The 16,872-nt window shown below is 64.0% G+C and carries 20 protein-coding genes; 6 read left to right on the forward strand and 14 right to left on the reverse strand.

Going from position 1 to position 16,872, the window contains the following annotated elements; genetic code table 11:
* Positions 1 to 23 precede the first annotated feature (23 nt).
* Positions 24 to 590 (reverse strand): DoxX family protein, encoded by a 567-nt coding sequence (locus H4P12_RS12260; protein ID WP_187793938.1) that lies wholly within the window; start codon positions 588 to 590, stop codon positions 24 to 26.
* A 442-nt stretch (positions 591 to 1,032) separates the two neighbouring features.
* On the opposite strand from H4P12_RS12260, the gene H4P12_RS12265 reads away from it, so the two are divergent.
* Together H4P12_RS12265 and H4P12_RS12270 are read left to right on the forward strand one after the other, a co-directional pair.
* Positions 1,033 to 1,350 carry an isochorismatase family protein gene (locus tag H4P12_RS12265; RefSeq protein ID WP_187793939.1) on the forward strand — a complete coding sequence of 106 codons (318 nt, stop codon included), beginning with the start codon at positions 1,033 to 1,035 and terminating at the stop codon, positions 1,348 to 1,350.
* Positions 1,351 to 1,403: 53 nt separating this feature from the next.
* Positions 1,404 to 3,083: an amidohydrolase gene (locus tag H4P12_RS12270; protein ID WP_187793940.1), complete on the forward strand. Its 1,680-nt coding sequence runs from the start codon at positions 1,404 to 1,406 to the stop codon at positions 3,081 to 3,083.
* Between the two features lie 68 nt (positions 3,084 to 3,151).
* On the opposite strand, the gene H4P12_RS12275 is transcribed toward H4P12_RS12270, so the two are convergent.
* Positions 3,152 to 3,826 carry a cytochrome c3 family protein gene (locus tag H4P12_RS12275; RefSeq protein WP_187793941.1) on the reverse strand — a complete coding sequence of 225 codons (675 nt, stop codon included), beginning with the start codon at positions 3,824 to 3,826 and terminating at the stop codon, positions 3,152 to 3,154.
* A 3-nt stretch (positions 3,827 to 3,829) separates the two neighbouring features.
* Positions 3,830 to 5,443: a phytoene desaturase family protein gene (locus H4P12_RS12280; RefSeq protein ID WP_187793942.1), complete on the reverse strand. Its 1,614-nt coding sequence runs from the start codon at positions 5,441 to 5,443 to the stop codon at positions 3,830 to 3,832.
* A gap of 199 nt (positions 5,444 to 5,642) precedes the next feature.
* Here H4P12_RS12280 and H4P12_RS12285 point away from each other — a divergent pair, with 199 nt between their 5' ends.
* The gene (locus H4P12_RS12285; RefSeq protein WP_187793943.1) at positions 5,643 to 6,422 is read left to right on the forward strand and encodes a sulfite exporter TauE/SafE family protein; all 780 of its coding nucleotides are present in this window, start codon (positions 5,643 to 5,645) and stop codon (positions 6,420 to 6,422) included.
* A gap of 224 nt (positions 6,423 to 6,646) precedes the next feature.
* On the opposite strand, the gene H4P12_RS12290 is transcribed toward H4P12_RS12285, so the two are convergent.
* From H4P12_RS12290 to H4P12_RS12300, 3 genes are all read right to left on the reverse strand, one after another.
* Positions 6,647 to 6,817, reverse strand: coding sequence for a hypothetical protein (locus tag H4P12_RS12290; protein ID WP_187793944.1), 171 nt, complete (start codon positions 6,815 to 6,817; stop codon positions 6,647 to 6,649).
* Positions 6,818 to 7,209: 392 nt separating this feature from the next.
* Complete coding sequence (locus H4P12_RS12295; RefSeq protein ID WP_187793945.1) at positions 7,210 to 7,935, reverse strand: SH3 domain-containing protein; 726 nt, start codon at positions 7,933 to 7,935, stop codon at positions 7,210 to 7,212.
* Positions 7,936 to 8,070: 135 nt separating this feature from the next.
* Positions 8,071 to 8,640, reverse strand: coding sequence for a dihydrofolate reductase family protein (locus tag H4P12_RS12300; RefSeq protein WP_187793946.1), 570 nt, complete (start codon positions 8,638 to 8,640; stop codon positions 8,071 to 8,073).
* Positions 8,641 to 8,746: 106 nt separating this feature from the next.
* On the opposite strand from H4P12_RS12300, the gene H4P12_RS12305 reads away from it, so the two are divergent.
* Complete coding sequence (locus tag H4P12_RS12305) at positions 8,747 to 9,238, forward strand: winged helix-turn-helix transcriptional regulator (protein ID WP_187793947.1); 492 nt, start codon at positions 8,747 to 8,749, stop codon at positions 9,236 to 9,238.
* Here H4P12_RS12305 and H4P12_RS12310 read toward each other — a convergent pair.
* A complete protein-coding gene (locus tag H4P12_RS12310) occupies positions 9,208 to 9,531 on the reverse strand; it encodes a hypothetical protein (RefSeq protein ID WP_187794014.1) in 324 nt (107 codons plus the stop codon). The genes H4P12_RS12305 and H4P12_RS12310 overlap by 31 nt on opposite strands.
* On the opposite strand from H4P12_RS12310, the gene H4P12_RS12315 reads away from it, so the two are divergent.
* Together H4P12_RS12315 and H4P12_RS12320 are read left to right on the forward strand one after the other, a co-directional pair.
* Entirely contained in the window at positions 9,509 to 10,228 is a 720-nt protein-coding gene (locus tag H4P12_RS12315) for a hypothetical protein (protein ID WP_187794015.1), read from the forward strand. The genes H4P12_RS12310 and H4P12_RS12315 overlap by 23 nt on opposite strands.
* Positions 10,229 to 10,534: 306 nt before the next feature.
* Positions 10,535 to 10,909 carry an MliC family protein gene (locus H4P12_RS12320; RefSeq protein ID WP_187793948.1) on the forward strand — a complete coding sequence of 125 codons (375 nt, stop codon included), beginning with the start codon at positions 10,535 to 10,537 and terminating at the stop codon, positions 10,907 to 10,909.
* An 81-nt stretch (positions 10,910 to 10,990) separates the two neighbouring features.
* Here H4P12_RS12320 and H4P12_RS12325 read toward each other — a convergent pair whose 3' ends face one another.
* From H4P12_RS12325 to H4P12_RS12355, 7 genes are read right to left on the reverse strand one after another with little or no spacing between them, the layout of a single operon-like run.
* Complete coding sequence (locus H4P12_RS12325; protein WP_187793949.1) at positions 10,991 to 12,253, reverse strand: TRAP transporter large permease; 1,263 nt, start codon at positions 12,251 to 12,253, stop codon at positions 10,991 to 10,993.
* Positions 12,250 to 12,768, reverse strand: coding sequence for a TRAP transporter small permease (locus H4P12_RS12330; RefSeq protein ID WP_187793950.1), 519 nt, complete (start codon positions 12,766 to 12,768; stop codon positions 12,250 to 12,252). The genes H4P12_RS12325 and H4P12_RS12330 overlap by 4 nt, the downstream gene beginning before the upstream one ends.
* Entirely contained in the window at positions 12,765 to 13,757 is a 993-nt protein-coding gene (locus H4P12_RS12335; protein ID WP_187793951.1) for a TRAP transporter substrate-binding protein, read from the reverse strand. Before H4P12_RS12335 ends, H4P12_RS12330 begins: the two co-directional genes overlap by 4 nt.
* Before the next feature lie 26 nt (positions 13,758 to 13,783).
* Positions 13,784 to 14,422 carry a maleylacetoacetate isomerase gene (gene maiA, locus H4P12_RS12340; protein ID WP_187793952.1) on the reverse strand — a complete coding sequence of 213 codons (639 nt, stop codon included), beginning with the start codon at positions 14,420 to 14,422 and terminating at the stop codon, positions 13,784 to 13,786.
* Positions 14,422 to 15,120 (reverse strand): fumarylacetoacetate hydrolase family protein, encoded by a 699-nt coding sequence (locus H4P12_RS12345; protein WP_187793953.1) that lies wholly within the window; start codon positions 15,118 to 15,120, stop codon positions 14,422 to 14,424. The genes maiA and H4P12_RS12345 overlap by 1 nt, the downstream gene beginning before the upstream one ends.
* Positions 15,117 to 15,698, reverse strand: a complete 582-nt coding sequence (locus tag H4P12_RS12350) for a DinB family protein (RefSeq protein ID WP_187793954.1) — start codon at positions 15,696 to 15,698, stop codon at positions 15,117 to 15,119. The genes H4P12_RS12345 and H4P12_RS12350 overlap by 4 nt, the downstream gene beginning before the upstream one ends.
* Positions 15,695 to 16,771, reverse strand: a complete 1,077-nt coding sequence (locus H4P12_RS12355) for a cupin domain-containing protein (RefSeq protein ID WP_223115795.1) — start codon at positions 16,769 to 16,771, stop codon at positions 15,695 to 15,697. The genes H4P12_RS12350 and H4P12_RS12355 overlap by 4 nt, the downstream gene beginning before the upstream one ends.
* Positions 16,772 to 16,872 lie beyond the last annotated feature (101 nt).

Genomic DNA, 16,872 nt, shown 5'->3' on the forward strand with positions numbered 1-16,872 from the left:
CCCTGCGCCGGATACGAAAAAGTTCAAAACTCGCGTTTCAGAAGCGTCCGATCCACCGACAGCGGTCCGGCACCGAAGGCGGCCAGAAACAGCGTCGCCACGGTCCAGATCGCCGAAAGCCCCTCGGCCTTGAACTGGACCTGATGCAGAAAGACCGCGCCGCCATCGGCGGCAAGGTTGCGGATGCCATCGGCCGTGAACAAGGTCTGGCCCGCAACCTGCGCGGCGGAAATGCCCTCTTGCGTCAGGGCCAGATCGCCATAGGGATGCGTGAGGTGGAACCAGTAGGTCACCGCCAGCATGACGCCATTGGCCAGCGCCGCCGGCCGGGTCAGGAAACCGACAAGGATCAGAAGACCGCCGCCGAATTGCAGAACGGCAAGAACCGCCGACCAGAACCGCCCCGGATAAAGGCCAAGCGCTTCGGTAAATCCGGCCATACCGAACGGGTCCTGTATCTTCGGCCAGCCCTCGACCACCAGAAGCCAGCCGACCACCAATCGCAACCCGACAAACGCCAGCGGCTTGGCAAAGCGGTCATAGAACGGCCCCATGAACGGCAAGATCAGCGCGGTATCGGCGTCTTTCATGATCTCATCCTTCTGCTTGGGAGCATGGCACGGTGCCGCCGGGCCGAATGCAAGGGGCATGCGTTCAACACGGTGACCGGGGTCGTGGTTCCCGCATCGCGGGCTCTGCGCGGCAGTGACCAATAGAATGCGGCATTCGACAATTCAGAACACCCATCATTGTATAACAACATTCGCGCCCGGCGCAGTCAATCTCGCACGATCCGGCGGCATCGGCGGCGGAACCAACTCACGCTGCGCTGGTTGGGTGAAAGCGACGCGATAGGGTTCCAGCGCCCGAGTTCCGGTCAGTGCCGACCTGCCGCGCGAAATGCGGATTGCAAGCCCAGGTATCATCGCTGTGCCTTCTTGTGTCCGACACACTGACATTTTTTAAGTTTGCAGCGTCGCAATGGCCCGACGCTCCACGCAAGAGCATCAGTTCAACCGAAGGAAGAGCTTCATGAGCAACTCCGCGAATTTCAAAGCCGCGCGTCCGGTGATTGATGACGACGACGGTGTGATGCTGCTGATCGGCCACCAAAGTGGCATGTTCCAGACCGTGGCCGCGGTTAAGGAAACCGTCCGCAAGACGCTGATCATCGCGGGAACCATCACCAGCGCCTGCATGGCCTTTCCGGCCATTTCCGCGATCAGCGAAGGATACAAGGTCTTTGTCGTCATCGGCGCCTCTGGAACCCATTCCAAGATGGCCGAGGACATCACGCAGGCGCGTGTCGTCCAGCGCGATGACGAGCAACTGGCTTCTCAGCACCGTTGACGCAACCGGGGCGGCGTCCGGCGCCGCGCCCCATGCCACCAGGAGAACGACAGATGGCAAAGATGGCCGCCAAGGTATTCGCCGCGCTTTTCGCGCTTGTCCCAGCAAGCGTACTGGCCGCCGGTCCCGAACTGGTCCTGTATAATGGCCAGTTGATCACGCTGGATGACGCCCAGCCGCAGGCCAGCGCAATCGCGATTTCGGATGGAGTGATACAGCAGATCGGCGATGACGCGACCATCCGCGCGCTGGCGTCACAGGATACCCGCCAGATCGACATGGGCGGGCGCACGGTCATTCCCGGGCTGACCGATGGTCATAGCCACCTGATCCGTGGCGGCCAGTCCTTTACCTCCGAGACCTTCTGGCTGGACGAAACCAGCCTGGCCTCGGCGCTGGAAAAGCTGACCGCAGCCGCCAAGGACCGGAACCCGGATGAATGGGTCGTCGTGGCCGGGTCCTGGATTCCCGAACAGTTCGATGAAAAGCGCGGCCCGACGCCCGAGGAACTGACCGCCGCCGTTCCCGATCACCCGGCCTATGTGCAGCTTCTTTACGATGACGCGTGGGTCAATGCGCGCGGGATCGACGTTCTGCGGCTGAACAGCCCCGACCCCGCCGTGCCGCCCAGCATCACCGTCGAACGCGACGCCGAGGGTCGGGCCACCGGTCGCCTGCTGGGGGGTGTGTTCCCCTATAACATGCTGTTGCCGCAGCTTCTGCCGCAGGATCCAGAGCGCCGCAAGGAAAGTCTCAGGACCTTTTTCGCGACGCTTAACAGTTATGGCGTGACGGGGTTTGTCGATGCGACGGCGGGCGGCCCCGAGAATTATCAGATGCCGTTCGATCTTGACCGGGCGGGCGAGCTGAACCTGCGCGTCAGCTATCGCATTCCCGGCCTGGACCCGGGCCACGAGCCGGAATGGATCGCCAGGTTCATGGCCTTTCGCCAACCCCATTACGAGGCCGGCCGGATCGGCTTTGTCGGGCTGGGCGAAGCCCTGGTCGGCGAAATGTATGACGGGGTGCAGATGGGGCCGGGCTTTACCTCGCCGCCGCCGGCGCATGAACGCCTGCGCATGATCGGCGATTTCGCGGCCGAACGCGGCATCCCGCTGGAATTCCACGCCTATACCGATGATGCAGCCGCCGCGATCCTGGACGTGTTCGAGGACGTGAACACCCGCCATTCGATCAGGGATCTTCGCTGGTCGCTGGCGCATCTGAATACCGGGTCGGAACGGACGCTGCAGCGCATGGCCGACCTGGGGCTGGCCTATTCGGTGCAGATGGGCCCCTATTTCGAAGCCCCCGGGATTCTGGCAGCCAACGGGCCCGAGGTGGCGGCGAAATCGCCGCCCCTGCGCGCGGCTCTGGACAAGGGGCTGATGGTGGTCGGGGGAACCGACTCGACCCGGATCGGCGTTTATGGCGTCTGGCAGGCCATCGAATATCACGTCACCGGCACCTCGCTTGGTGGCGTGGTCCAGAAATCCGATGACCAGCTGCTGACCCGGGAAGAGGCGCTGCGGCTTTACACCAGCAATGCCGCCTGGATGAATTTCGCCGAGGAACGGCGCGGCACCCTCAGCCCCGGAAAGCAAGCCGACCTAGCGGTGCTGGACCAGCCCTATCTGACCATGCCCGCCGACCGGATTGACACGATCCGCGCCGACCTGACCCTGATCGACGGTGAGATCGTCCATGACGTTCTGACCCAGGGCCAGCAATGAACAAGCTGCTGGCGGCGTCCCCGTCGGGGGTGCCGCCAACCCGCCTGATGCGACCGCTGAGACAGGGCTTAGCGCCCCGCCCGTATCAGCCGATCATCCGGCCAGCTGTGACAGGTGACGCAGGTATTGGGGGCCTGTTGCGCCTGATGGCAGCTTTGGCAGCTGGCCATGCTGGTGACGGTCGTCAGCTGCCGCATCTGCTGAAGTTCAGGCACCGCGCCGTGGCAGTTCAGACAGCCCACGCCCGCATCGACATGGGTCCGATGGCTCCAGTTGACGCCCGGCAAAAGCTGATAGACCCGGACCCAGGGCACCGCCTCATGCGCATCGTGATAGGCGGTCAGGCGCTGGATCGGCTCCTTGTCGGTGGCAATATCGGCGTGGCATTGCATACAGGTTTCGGTGTCCGGAAAGGTCATCAGCCGACCGGGATCGGGGTTGGTGTGACAATTCGTGCAATCAAGCCCGACCTCGGTCACATGCCATTCGTGATTGAAGGGCAGCGGCTGGACCGGCGCGGCGGGTGGCACCGGATTGGCCGCAACCTGTTCGAACAGCCTGTTCAACCAGGCCGGGTCCACCGGTTCATCAATGCTGGGGGTGTTCCCGGTCGCGGCCTGCGCATTCGCTGTCGCGACCACATCGGTGCCGTCAACGACCGCGACCCAAAGCCCGGCAGCAGCCATCGCCACCCAGCCTGTCAGCCGACGCCACGTCCTCGGCGATTGACGATCACCCATCATGGCTCACCCCTTCCCCAGCACTTCGGCCAGCGTCTTGCCGTCATCCTCCAGAATGGCGATGGCGGCATTGCGCCCGGGCTGTCCGGTGACCGAGCCGCCCGGCGCGGTGCAGGCGCCGGTCTGGTAAAGCCCCGGAATCGGCATCCGGTAGGGCGCGAACACGCCCCAGCGCTTGTCCAAATGATGCACGCTGCCCCGCCACATCGCGGGGTTCATGCGCTCGATGTCCAAGGGGCTCATGATGACGCGCGCCAGCACATTATCGCGGGTCAGGTTCGGGGTATAGCGCAGATAGCGGTCCAGCACCCGGTCGGCCACGTCCTCCTTGATCGCGTCCCAGTGTTCGGGCCCTTCCTTCAGCTGATAGGGTATCCCGCCCTCGATCTTCAGCAGGGAATAGCCGTCGGGTGCGCGGGTGCGGTCATAGCCGGTCGCATGGACGATCTGCAGCGGATAATCGTCCAGCGTCAGCTCTCCCTTCGCCTGGTCCTCGTTCAGCTGAAAGATGCTTTCGGGCCGCTCCATGATCGAGGCCTCGGCCCCGGTCACCGATCCGCCCGCCGCCAGCGGATATTCCGGCGCACCTTTCAGCGCATAATGAAAGGCGAACATCGCCTGTTCGGGTTGCCAGATATCGACGCTGTCGGTGAAGGGCTGGCCCCAAAGCTCGCGGGGGGCCATGTCCATCAGATGCTTGACATGAATGGTCGACACGACCCCCTTGCGGGCCCGGAAGCGGCTGCCGTCAAGACATTCCACCCCCACGCAACGGTGATCCTCGATCATCAGTCGCACCACCGGCATATTGACCAGAACGGTGCCGCCATGGGCCTGAATGAAGCGACCAAGCGAGGTGCTGAGCATGCCAGAGCCGCCAACCGGCATCGGCCGGCCGGCCATATGGGTCAGCATCGACCAGGCCTGCGCACCGCTGCCCGGATCGCTGGCCGGCACCCCGCCCCAGCGCCCGCCCGAGATATTGGCCGCCTGCATCTGCGGGCTTTCCCAAAGCTGGCGCGCGGCGTCAAAACCCGACAACAGCTCAAGCCGCTGAAAGAACAGCGCCTCGCGCGAGGGATCGGCGCTGGCCGGATCCTCGTCCGCGACCTTTTCCTGCGCGGCCCAAAGCTCGCGAAAGGTCTGGGCGTCCTTTTTCGACACCCGCTCGATGGTCGCGGCGGTCTGGTCCGGGTCGCCACGATGAACGGTCATCGACGCACCGTCGGCAAAGGGGAAATGCACGACGATCTCGGGATCGAACAGCTCATAGCCGAAATCCCGTATCTCGATCTCATTGTCGCGATAGGCGGGGTTGCGGGCAAAGACGTGATGCGAGCTGGAGCAGAGATCCTCGAAAAATCCGGGCAGCAGCACCTCGGCCGTCTTGGCGCCGCCGCCGATCATGCCGCGCCCTTCCAGCACCAGCACGCTGTTGCCCGCCTTGGCCAGGTAAGCGGCGCACAGCAGGCTGTTATGCCCGGCGCCCGCGACCACGTAATCGAATGTCTCGGGTCGCGCCTGCCCGCCCGCGACCTGCGCCCAGACGGGCGATCCGACGCCGAAAAGCGCCGCAGACACGGCCCCCGCCGATTTCAGGAGTTCACGCCGATTGACCATAACACTCTCCCACCACAGGGCGCGGGATCGACGTTCAGATGACCAAACCTGTCTGCTTGCTGTTGATCCGAAAATCGACTCGCTTGCGTCACGGAAAATTGTAACCATCCATGAAAAGCGCACAAGCCATATCAGACCCTCTTGCCATGCGGCGACCGGGACGGACGAAGCAGCCTCGCATTATCCGAGGGAGACGAACATGACTACCTTTCTGGCCCTTTTTGCCGCCGGTATCGTCGGCGGGCTTCTTCTGGGCATGATCGGGGTCGGCATGGCCCTGGTTGCCGTGCCGGTGCTGATCATCGCGCTGCCGCATCTTGGCGTGCCGGGTCCTTTGGCCCCCGTGGTCGCCCTGGCGACATCCATGGGGATCGTTACCATCGGTTCGATCGGGTCAGTGCTGACCCATAACCGGCTGGGCAATATCGACTGGCCGGTGGTCAGAAAAATGGTGCCGTTCAGCCTGCTGGGCGTTGCCTTGGGATCGGCTGTGGTCACGCTTTTGCCGGCCATGGCGCTCCGCGTTGTCTTTGCCGCCTTTCTGGCCTTTGTCGGACTGCGGATGCTGATCGGCAAGGCCCGGCGCGACCCGCAGCCGGTATCCGCGAATGCCCTACGCACGGCGGGTGGCGCGATCGGCTTCGCGGGCGCCCTGATTGGCGCGGGCGGCGGCGTGTTCATGGTGCCGTTTCTGAACGGTCGCGGCTGGCCGATGGTGCGTGCGGTTGCGACCTCGGCCACCGTCGGGCTTCCGGTCACGATATTCGGCACGATTTTCCATGCGCTGCGTCCCCTGCCGGGGATCGAGGCGCCGATGCTGGGCTCGATCCATCTGCCGGCGCTGATCGGCATCGGCTTTGGCAGTCTGCTGGGCGGGCCATTCGGTGCAAGGCTGGCCAGCCGGCTGCCCGGAGAATTGCTGAAAAAGGGCTTCGCCGTTCTGCTTCTGATCCTTGCGGTCGAACTGATCCGCCACTGACCCGCCTTGCCCGGCTCGGTTTCCAGCCCAGTGCCGGCGCCGAATGCTTGGCAAAGAAGTCGGATTGTCTTCCCGCCCCAGCTGGCTGGGAATGGTCAGCATCAGGCTCTCGGCCAGAGCGATGGCCGGCTCCTGCCTCAACTCGTCGATCAGCTTGTCAGGCTCGCCCCGACGCAGGTCCGGCGGCGTGACGGCGGCAACACTCGCGTCGTGCGCCCGCAACCTCAGGGATCGGGATTTGCAATGGTTGCAACAGCCGCTTTCCGGCTGACCATTGATCTTGCCAAGGATTGGCTGGCCGGTCTGGCGCATTTCGCGACGCCGTTGTGGATGCCGCGGCGGAACACCGATCCCTGCCGCCCCTCTGGTGCGATCTGTTCAACATCGACATCCATGCGGCGACGCGGCTGCAGTCTCGCGAAACGCTGCGATGCGCCGCCCTATCGGGTCGCGGGTCCATCACTGTGGTCACGCGGGCGCATGGTGGCGAAAGGCGCAGCGACGCGATCATTGCCTTCAACGGCTGGAGCCTGCGTTACGCGCGGCCGCCAGCCTGCCTTGCATTGTGCCGCGACACCGACGCCATCAATCACCACTTATCAGCGATACGAAACCATCGGCAATATCACCCCGGCCCCAGCGGCGTTTGAGGAGCTTCTGCGGTCCGCTGCGAACCCGTGGCGATAGGCACCCGGCCCCGGCCATGTCCAAGCCGGGGCACGGTTGGCATACGCGTCGCCCAGACCCCGATAACCGGTATTCCGCCCGACGACAGGGGCGGCACGCCCTATCTGCTGGCCGGGTCCGCGCATCCGGTCAACTTGTCCCCGTTCGTCGGGTAAATGGTGACCTCATAAGATCCGCGACGCCCATTCGCGGTGCAGGACCGGGGCGTGATATGGACGGAAAGCGGGATCATCGCGATACCGTTGCGGACCTCTCCCGACAGCATGAAGATGTTGGACGGCGCATCCGCCGGAACGCCGTTGTAATTCAGGGTGCCCAGCCATTCGCCACGGCTGCCGGGAATGGTCATCCTGGCAATATGCTCGCGCCGGTTGACCGCGCCGACCGAAAGCGTCCAGTCCTGGCCCCAAGCGCTTACATTCGGCACCGGGCTCAGCACCGGAACCGGGGTGGTCGGCGTGACCGGACGGACCTCATTCTGGGTGGTCGCGCAGGGGGCGTCGCGGATGAAGCGCGCCTTCACATAGCCCCTCGGCGAGGCCAGGTTCACCTGATAGGACGGCGTATAGGTCACCGGGCACCAACGCTCGGCCCAAGGCACCGACATCGGCGTGCATGGCGCGTCGAGCACCAGCTGCCCCGTATCATGGGGCACGATCCGCGCCAGAATCGCCGAACGGGTCGAGGGCCCCTGCCGCAGGTTCAGCGCATCCCCCGCCGACACGTTCACGATGCGCAGGCAGGAAGCGGCCTCGGCGGCCGCGGGGGTGGTGATGGCCAAGGCTGCCAGCAAAGGAAGTGCCCGCTTGAAAATCATAATCTGCATGTCCTGACACAACGAAGGTTACGCCGCCCCATTATACCCGACTGGCCCGCATGTGGAGGTCCGTGACATTCACTTCGAGGATAGCCGCCGTGATCGTGGTGGCGCGGCTATCCACAGGGATCCCGGCCAGGGTGGTCAAGTCATTGGCCGATAGCGTTCCAGCCTCGCGCCCGATTTGAAGTCCGTCGCGTCGATTGACACAAAACCACGGCGAACCCCATCGTTTGCGAATAGGGGCGTGCCGCTGCCAAGGACAACCGGATAGCGGATCAGCCGCACATCATCGACCAAACCCTGCGCAAGAAGGCTCTGGATCGCGCCAGCACCAGCGAAGGCCGCGATTGGCTTTTCCGCTTCAGCCCTGATGCGTGCCACATCATCGAGACGGATGACCCGGCTGTTGTTCCAGTCGGTTTGATAGGGACCATGTGACAGCACATATTTGGGCAAGGCGGCCATCAACTCGCTTTGGCGCTTCAGGTCCGCGTCCATCTCCATCCGTCCGGCAGCAGCGTCCATCCAGAAGCTGGCGATGGTTTCATGCGCCTTGCGTCCGAAGATCATGCCGGCGATCGATTCCAGGGTTTCGGTATGAAGGCGATCCACCGACCGATCCTCGGTCATCCAGTCGATCGCCTTTTTCGCGTCCTCGATACGGTCGTCGAGCGACACCGATATCTGAACAAAAAGCGGGGCTGCGTTCATTTTCATTCCTCCATGAGCCATCGCATCGAGTGAAATATCTGATTGCATTATGCAATCAGTATCAAATCAAATTGCAATTTGCAAGCGGTTATGCCAATTTGACGACATGAATGATCTGCCGCGCTCTGGATGCCCGATTAACCTCACCCTGGAAGCACTTGGCGACAGGTGGAGCCTCATCGTCATCCGCGACATCATCTTCGGCAATCGTCGCCACTACCGTGAGCTGCTGACGCGATCAGAAGAAGGCATCGCATCCAATATCCTTGCCGACCGGCTCAAACGGCTCATGGCGGGGGGCTTCCTGACACGTGAGGACGATCCTTCCCACAAGCAGAAAGCGATCTACAGCCTGACCGAAAAGACGATCCAACTGGTGCCGTTACTGGCTGCAATGGCGGCATGGGGCAGGCGTCACACGGCCGTCAGCCGCCCTCTCGCGATCCGGGCCAAGTTGCTTGAAGAAGGTGGACCAGCCCTTTGGGCGATCTTGATGGATGAACTGCGCGCAACGCATTTGATGAAGCAAGCGGCCACGACGGACGCCTTCGCACGGCTACAAGACGCCTACGAGGCGGAACTGTCGCAGAACGCCTGACATCTGAAGCACCGCTTGACGACCGCCCAATGGCGCGCGGGTTTCCGACCGCGCGAGGACAAGGCGACGCCCCGTGGCAATGGCGGCTCTGCGGCGCGGCATCGCATGGGCGTGAAGCGCCCCGGCTGCATATGTCTGTTCTGGCGCAGGCTTTCGTGCCAGCTGAAGGCTTCCTCCAGCAGATGTGGGGTATGGCCGCCGCGTGCCTCGGGCTGGTCGGTGTTGATCTCGATGATGACCTTCTTGCCGAGGATAGCGAAGCTGGCCTGATTGCCGATCGAGGTGGTGGGCACGATGCCGCCACTCCAAGCGGTCGGCCAGCGCTTCGGTGACCGTTTCCATGGCCGTGCCGCCTCTTTTCGGCAAATGATTGAAATAAACCGCGTCCATCCTGAGCTGTCAGGAAGATTCTCCAAGGTTGAAATCATCACTATCCGTTCACAATCGGGCCAAGAGTCCCGTCGGCGGGTGGTTGCCGTGAACCTACAGTGCTATGCGCCCGATAGTAATCAAAAGGAAAGAAACATGATTGGTCGTTATCTCGTGCTGGGTAGTTTTGCCATTCTGGTCAGCGGTTGCGTCATTGATGAAGAAGCGATTTCGCCGAACAACCGGCCCGATGGTCAGACCACCGGCCAGACCAGAGGCACGGGACTCAGCCCGGTTCCCGACATGAAAGCCTGGGGCAAGGACTGGACCCTTGACGTCAAGTCGATCGACGGCAAGCAGCACAGCGCCCAGATGACGATACCGGACAGCAGCGGTCCCTGGATGGGCACCCTGAACTATCATGGCACCCCGCAAGGTGCGCCGGCTGGCCTGGTCTCGCTGAACGGCGAAATGCGCCAGGGCATCGCGATGCTGCAGACCATCGTCACCCTGACGCCCGGCAATTGCTCGGCCGAAGGCCGCACGGGCACCCATAAGGTGACGGTGAACCTGACCGACGGCAAGCCGCTGCAGGGCTGCGCCAACGTCGCGGTGTATTGAACGTTCGAAAGCTGAATTCCGTAAGGAAGGAAGAAGATTGTGGCGGCGCTCACCCTCGCCGCGGTGCTGGGCGGTGCCGCCCAGCACCGGCCAATCAGCCTCGTGAGCCGATGACGGCGGGGGAAACCATCGCAACCGGCGCCGGCATCGGCCTTGGCGTGGCGATTGCGGGCGGGATCATCGCGATCCTCGTCGTCAACCGCGCCCTGAACGACGCGTCCGACTGACCCGGTCGGATGCAACTCGCTGGCCGCCGTGCCGGCCAGCGAGCCAGACCCACAACCAGATGACACCAAGGGATCACATATGAAACTGCTACTGACCGCGCCGCTGGCGCTGCTTCCCGTCTATGCGCAGGCGCAGGATGCCGATATCAACTATGACTACGAAGGCACCGCGATCAACCTGGTGACCTATACTTGCGCGGGCGAAGTGAAACTGCCGGTCGCCTTCATCAACGCGGGCGATTCCTCGACGGCGGTCATGCTGTATGACGGGCAACTGGTCGCCATGAACAGCATGAAGACCGCCTCGGGCGCGACCTATGCCTCGATCGACGAGCAGAACGGCTACCGGCTGTCGACCAAGGGCGACGAGGCCTTTGTCGAATTCATGGCCGCGGACGATTCGGCAAAGCTGGAAATGAAGCTTTCCGCCTGCCAGAGCGCACCGGCTGAATAAGGCCGGACTGCCCGGCCAGTCACTCAAGGCAAAGCGGGCGGCCACTGGCCGCCCGCAGTCATTTTGCACGGGTGTCCGCCGTCAGAACGGCCGCACCACCCAGGGCACCAAGATCACCATCAGGATCACCAGCACCGCCGCCAGGATATAGGGCGTCACCAGCCGCGACAGCCGGGTGATGGAGATATCGCTGAGCGCCGCGGCGATATACAGCCCGGTGCCGACCGGCGGGGTCAGCAGGCCCAGCACCAGGGTCAGCGACATCATCACCCCGAACTGGATCGGGTCGATCCCGTAATTCGAGATCGCCACCGGCAGCAGGATCGGCGTCAGGATGATCAGTGCCGCGATCCCGTCAAGGAACATTCCCACCACCATCAGGGTCAGCATGATCAGCAGCATGAAGATCAGCGGATCGCCGGTCAGCGAGACGATGAAGGCCGCGACCGCCTGCGGGATCTGGTTGAAGGTCAGGACCCAGCCAAAAACCTTGGCGGCCATGATCAGGAACAGCACGATGGCGGTATTCGTGACCGTGCGGTCAAGGATCAGCGGCAGCCGGTTCAGCGGCAGTTCGCGGAACACCACCGCGCCGAAGAACAGCGCCGCGATGAGGGCCACGGCGGCGCTTTCGGTCGGCGTGAAGACGCCGCCGCTGATGCCGCCGATGATGATCAGCGGGATGCTCATGGTGGCCAGACCCGGCAGCGTCGCCTTCAGCCGCGAACCCTCGGGCAAGGGCGCACCGGGGTGGCCCGGCTCGCGGTTGCGGGGCGCCTGCCACAGCGCGATGGCCAGCATCAGCACGAACAGCACCACGCCCGGAATGATCCCGGCCATGAACATGTCGGCGATCGAGACCTGCGCGATCACCCCATAGATGATGAACACCATCGAGGGCGGGATGATCGGCCCCAGCAGGCCGGCGCTGGCGGTGATGGCGGCGGCATAGCCGCGATCATAGCCGTCCTTTTCCATCTCGGGGACGACGACGCGGGTCATCACCGCCATCTGCGCGGTGGCCGACCCCATGATCGCCGCAAGGCCCAGATTCGAGACTAGGTTCACCACGACCAGGTTATGCGGCAGCCGGGCCAGCCAGACGCGGGCGGTGACGATCAGCCGCCGGGTAAGCCCGCTTTCGTTCATGATCTCGCCCAGCAGCACGAAAAGCGGGATCGCCAGCAGGTCGAAATTCTCGACCGAGCCGAACAGGATCTGCGGGATCGAGTTCAGGATCTGCAGATTCCCGGTGCCAAGGACAAAGACCATGGTGGCGGCCAGCAGCACGAAGGCAATCGGCATCGCCATCAGCATCAGGGTCAGAAAGGACAGGCCGGTCATTCCACGCTCTCCTTTTCGGTGGCCAGTTCGATGTTCTGGCGCCCGGCAATGCCCTCGGACAGATCGGCCAGCACATGGATCAAGGCGCAGGCCGAAAAGATGGGGACGATCCAGTAGAAGGGCGATTTCGCCCAGCCCAGCGTGATGATCTGCTCGAACGCGACGGCGGGCGATAGCACCCATTTCACCGAGGCCCAGAGCAGCGTGGCAAGGATCGCCGCGACCAGCGCCAGCACCACCAGATCGACGATGTGGCGAAGCTGCGGGGCCAGACGTTCGGTCAGCAGCGTCACGCCGATCTGGCGGCGGTCATGGATCGAGATCGAGATCGACACGAAGGCCAGCCAGACCAGCATGATCGCGGCAACCTCCTCGGCAAAGACGATGGGACGTCCCAGCACATAGCGCATGCCGACATTGGTCACGATCAGCGCCACGAAGCCCACCACCAGAAACCGGCTGGCCCATCGTTCAAGACGGGCCAGCAGATCCGAAAGCGTGCTGAGCCCGGTCATTCGGCCTCGACCTCGGTGATGAAGCGCTGAATGATCTCGTCGCCGGCAAGGCTGTCGCGGACGGCTTTGTTGGCATCGGCAAAGACCTCGGCGCCGTTTTCCAGCGTCAGGATCTCGACCTTGCCTTCCAGTGCAGCAAGATTGGCCTTTTCGGCCTCGACCTGCTGGGCGGTGCCCCAGGCCAGCGCCTCGTTCACGACCTCGGTATAGGCGCTGCGCTCTTCCTCGGTCAGCGCGTCCCAGGTGGGCTTGCTGACCACCATCACCGCCGGGAAAGGCATGTGGTTGGTGATGGTCAGACCCTTGGCGACCTCGTCGAATTTCAGCCCGACCATGGCGTCGAGGTCGATGTCGATCCCGTCCAGCAGCCCGCTTTGCAGGCCCTGATAGACCTCGGTCAGGTTCACTGGCGTGGGCACCGCGCCGATCGCGTCCCACCAGGTCTTCATCGCCGGGAAGGGCACGATGCGGACCTTTTTCCGGGTCAGATCGGCGGGGCCGGCGGCGGGGGCGTTCTTCATCAGGATGTGGCGCTGCCCGGCGAAGGTATAGCCCAGACCGACCAGATTGGCGGCGCTTAGCTGGTCCAGCATTTCCTGCGCGGCCGGGGTGTCGGCGGCGGCGGCGGCGGCGGTCACGTCGGCGAACAGATAGGGCGTGAACCAGCCCTGCAGCGACGGCGCACGCAGGCTGCTGATGGCGGCGGTCATCAGCCCGCTGTCCAGAAGTCCGCCCGACATCTGCTGGAACATTTCCTGTTCGGCGCCCAGCTGGCCTGCCGGGAACACGGCAACGGTCAGGCTGCCACCCGTGGCTTCGGGCAGTTTTTCGGCGATACGGTTGGCCACCTGCGTCCAGACATGGCTGGGCGGGGTGATGACGCCCATGCGCAGCTCGCGCGCCTCGGACGCGCCGGCCAGGAAGGCCAGCGCCGTGGTGGCAACAGCGACGGCAGTCGCCGCGCGGCGGGTAAGTTGGATGATCGACATAGCGTTTCCTCCCTGAATGTCGGTCGTTATTGGACGTCTGGCTGGCGCGCGGGATGCGCGTCGGCAAAGGCAGGCAAGGCCTCGCAAGCCGCGCGGATTTCGCGCAGGCGCGGATACAAGGCCGTGTCGAGGCCGAAGCGGTCGGCGGAAAACATCTGCGGGATCAGGCAGATATCGGCCAGACCGGGCTGGTCGCCAAAGGTGAAGGTTCCATTGCGAACGTGCCGGGCGGCGATCGCCTCGCAGGCGGTCAGCCCCTCGGCGATCCAGTGGCGCGCCCAGTCGTCGGCGCCGTTCCGATCCTGATCGTAGTTTTCCTTGACGAAGTTCAGCACCCGCAGGTTCTGCAGCGGATGGATCTCGCAGGCGATGATCTGGGCGAAGGCGCGCACCTGCGCACGCTTGGTCGCGTCCTCGGGCAGCAAACGCAGGCCGGGCTGCGTCTCGTCCAGCCATTCGATGATCGCCAGCGATTGCGTCAGCACGGCCCCGTCGACCTCCAACGCCGGCAACAGCCCCTGCGGGTTCTTCGCAAGAAATGCCGCATCGCGATGTTCGTTTCGACGCAGGTTGATCGGCACGAATTCCGGCCGGATCCCCTTCAGATTGAAGGCGATCCGGCAACGATAGGACGAGGAGGACCGGAAGAATCCGTAAAAGCGCATCATTCCGGCTGTCCCACGGTCAGTTCGACCGGCGCCAGCCCGTCGATGGTGCCGCGGATGACATCGCCCGGCACCACCGCACCGACGCCCGCCGGGGTGCCGGTATAGATCAGATCGCCCGGCGCGAGGTGATAGTATTTCGACAGGTCCGAAACCAGCTCCGCCACCGACCAGATCAGGTCCGACAGCCGCGCGTCCTGACGCAATTCGCCATCGACGGTCAGCTGGATGCGTTGATCGCCGACCGGGCCAAAAGCGGCGGCTTTGGTCAGCGATGCGATGACCGCGCTGCCCTCGACATCCTTGCCCAGATCCCATGGCCGTTGCTTGGCGCGCGCGGCCAGTTGCAGATCGCGCCGCGTCATGTCCAGACCGGTCGCATAGCCATAGACGGCATCCAGCGCCTGATCGACCGGGACGCGGAAGGCGGGCTTGCCGATGGCGACGACGAATTCCATCTCGTAATGGAAATTTTCGGTGCCGGGCGGATAAGGATAGGTCTCGCCCGTGGGCAGGATCGTCAGCGCCGATTTGGTGAAATAGAACGGCGCCTCGCGATCCACCTCGACCCCCATCTCGGCGGCATGGGCGGCATAGTTGCGGCCGACGCAAAAGACGCGGTGGACGGGATAGACGGCGTCCTCGCCTTCGACGGGAACGGTCGGCCATGCGGGCGAGGCGAACAGGGTCTTGGTCATGTTGGGGTTCCTTGCGGTTCTGATGGGTTCATGTCGGTTGCCAGCGTGGCGGGGACGTCGCGCAGACGGCCACCGGCTTGCAGGTCCAGCGCCGCCTGCCACAGGCCAAGCGCATGCAGGCGCGGCGTCTGGCGCACGGGGACGATGCCGGCGGCCAGCGCCAGGGGCAGATCCCATTCGGCATCACTCAGGTCGCGCCAGACGACGTTCAGATGCACCTCGGCATGGGCGGCCAGATGGCGCAGGGCACGGGCGGGCAGTGTTTCCGCCAGATCCAGCGCGGCGGTATCGGTCTCGGCGCGGTCGCCGGTCTGGCCGGTCGCATCCTCCAGCGCCTGAGCGATCTCGCGCGCTTGCAGGGCGGCGGCAGCGATCACCCGGCGGCGGCTCCAGCCCGGGCGGGCCGAAGCGTCCCACAGGGCCACGTCATCCAGCCCATTCACGATCCGCGCCAGATAGGCATTGCCATGCCGGGCCAGCGCCAGCGTCTCGGCCGGGGCGTTGGCGGCGTCGTAACGCGCCCCTGCCCCTTGCCGCGCCCGCAGCTCGGCCTGCGCCTGAGACAGATCGCTGCTCATTCCGCGCCCTCGATCAGGGTGCGGTGAAAATTCAGCCGCTCGATGATCGGGGCGTCGGAAAAGCGGAACAGGTCGAACGGGGTTTCCGCCTGCAGCGACCACGCCACCCAGGACGGGATGACGAAGATGTCGCCCTTGTCCAGCCGCGTGGTTTCGCCGTTCATCACCACCGCGCCCCGGCCGTCGAAAACCTGGAACACGGTCGAGCCGACCTCGCGCCGCGTGGGCGTCTCGGTGCCGGCGCGCAGGCGGTGGAATTCGGCCCGGATGGTCGGCATCACGTCGCCGCCCGTGGTCGGGTTGATATAGCGCACGGCGGCATGGCCCTGTTCGATGGTGGCCGGCTGGCCCTCGTCCTCCAGCAGCAATTGCTGTGTCAGGGCGGCATCGGTGAATTCCCAACGATAGGCGCCGATGGGGCTGGCCACGGTGTCCTGCAATCCCGACAGCGGGCGTAGGCCGGGATGGCACCACAGCCGTTCGCCGCGCGAATAGCGAGGGGTGGCGTAATCGGTCACCCGGTCGGCGCCGAATTCGAAAAAGCCCACGTCGTTCTGAAAGCTGAAGGGAATGTCCAGCCCGTCGATCCAGGCCATCGGCTGGTCGGTATCATTGTGATGGCCGTGGAAATTCCAGCCCGGAGTCAGCAGGAAATCTCCACGGCTCATCCGCACCGGATCGCCGTTGACGACGGTCCAGACGCCCTCGCCCTCGACCACGAAGCGGAAGGCGTTCTGCGAATGACGGTGTTCCGGCGCGGTTTCGCGCGGGCCCAGATACTGGATCGCGCACCACAGCGTCGGCGTGATATAGGTCTCGCCGCCAAGGCCCGGATTGGCCAGCCCGATGGCACGACGTTCGCCGCCGCGACCGACCGGGACCAGATCGCCCGACGCCTGTGCCAGCGGATAAAGATCCGACCATTTCCACACATGGGGCACCGCGCGGGGGCGCGGATGAACCGGCATCAGGTCGCCGATCTGGGTCCAGAGCGGGTTCAGGTTGTTGTCACGGAACCCCTGATACAGTCGCCGCAGTTCCGGCGTGTCCTCGGGCTGCATGGAACTCTCCATGATCGGCTTCCTCCCTTTGTCGAATCCCCTCAGTTACTATGTATGCTAATTATTAGTATACGTGTCAATCGCCCGTTGCCTTTGTCTCGCCAAGGGGTATG

The sequence above is a fragment of the Paracoccus amoyensis genome (assembly GCF_014490725.1).
GTDB lineage: Bacteria > Pseudomonadota > Alphaproteobacteria > Rhodobacterales > Rhodobacteraceae > Paracoccus > Paracoccus amoyensis.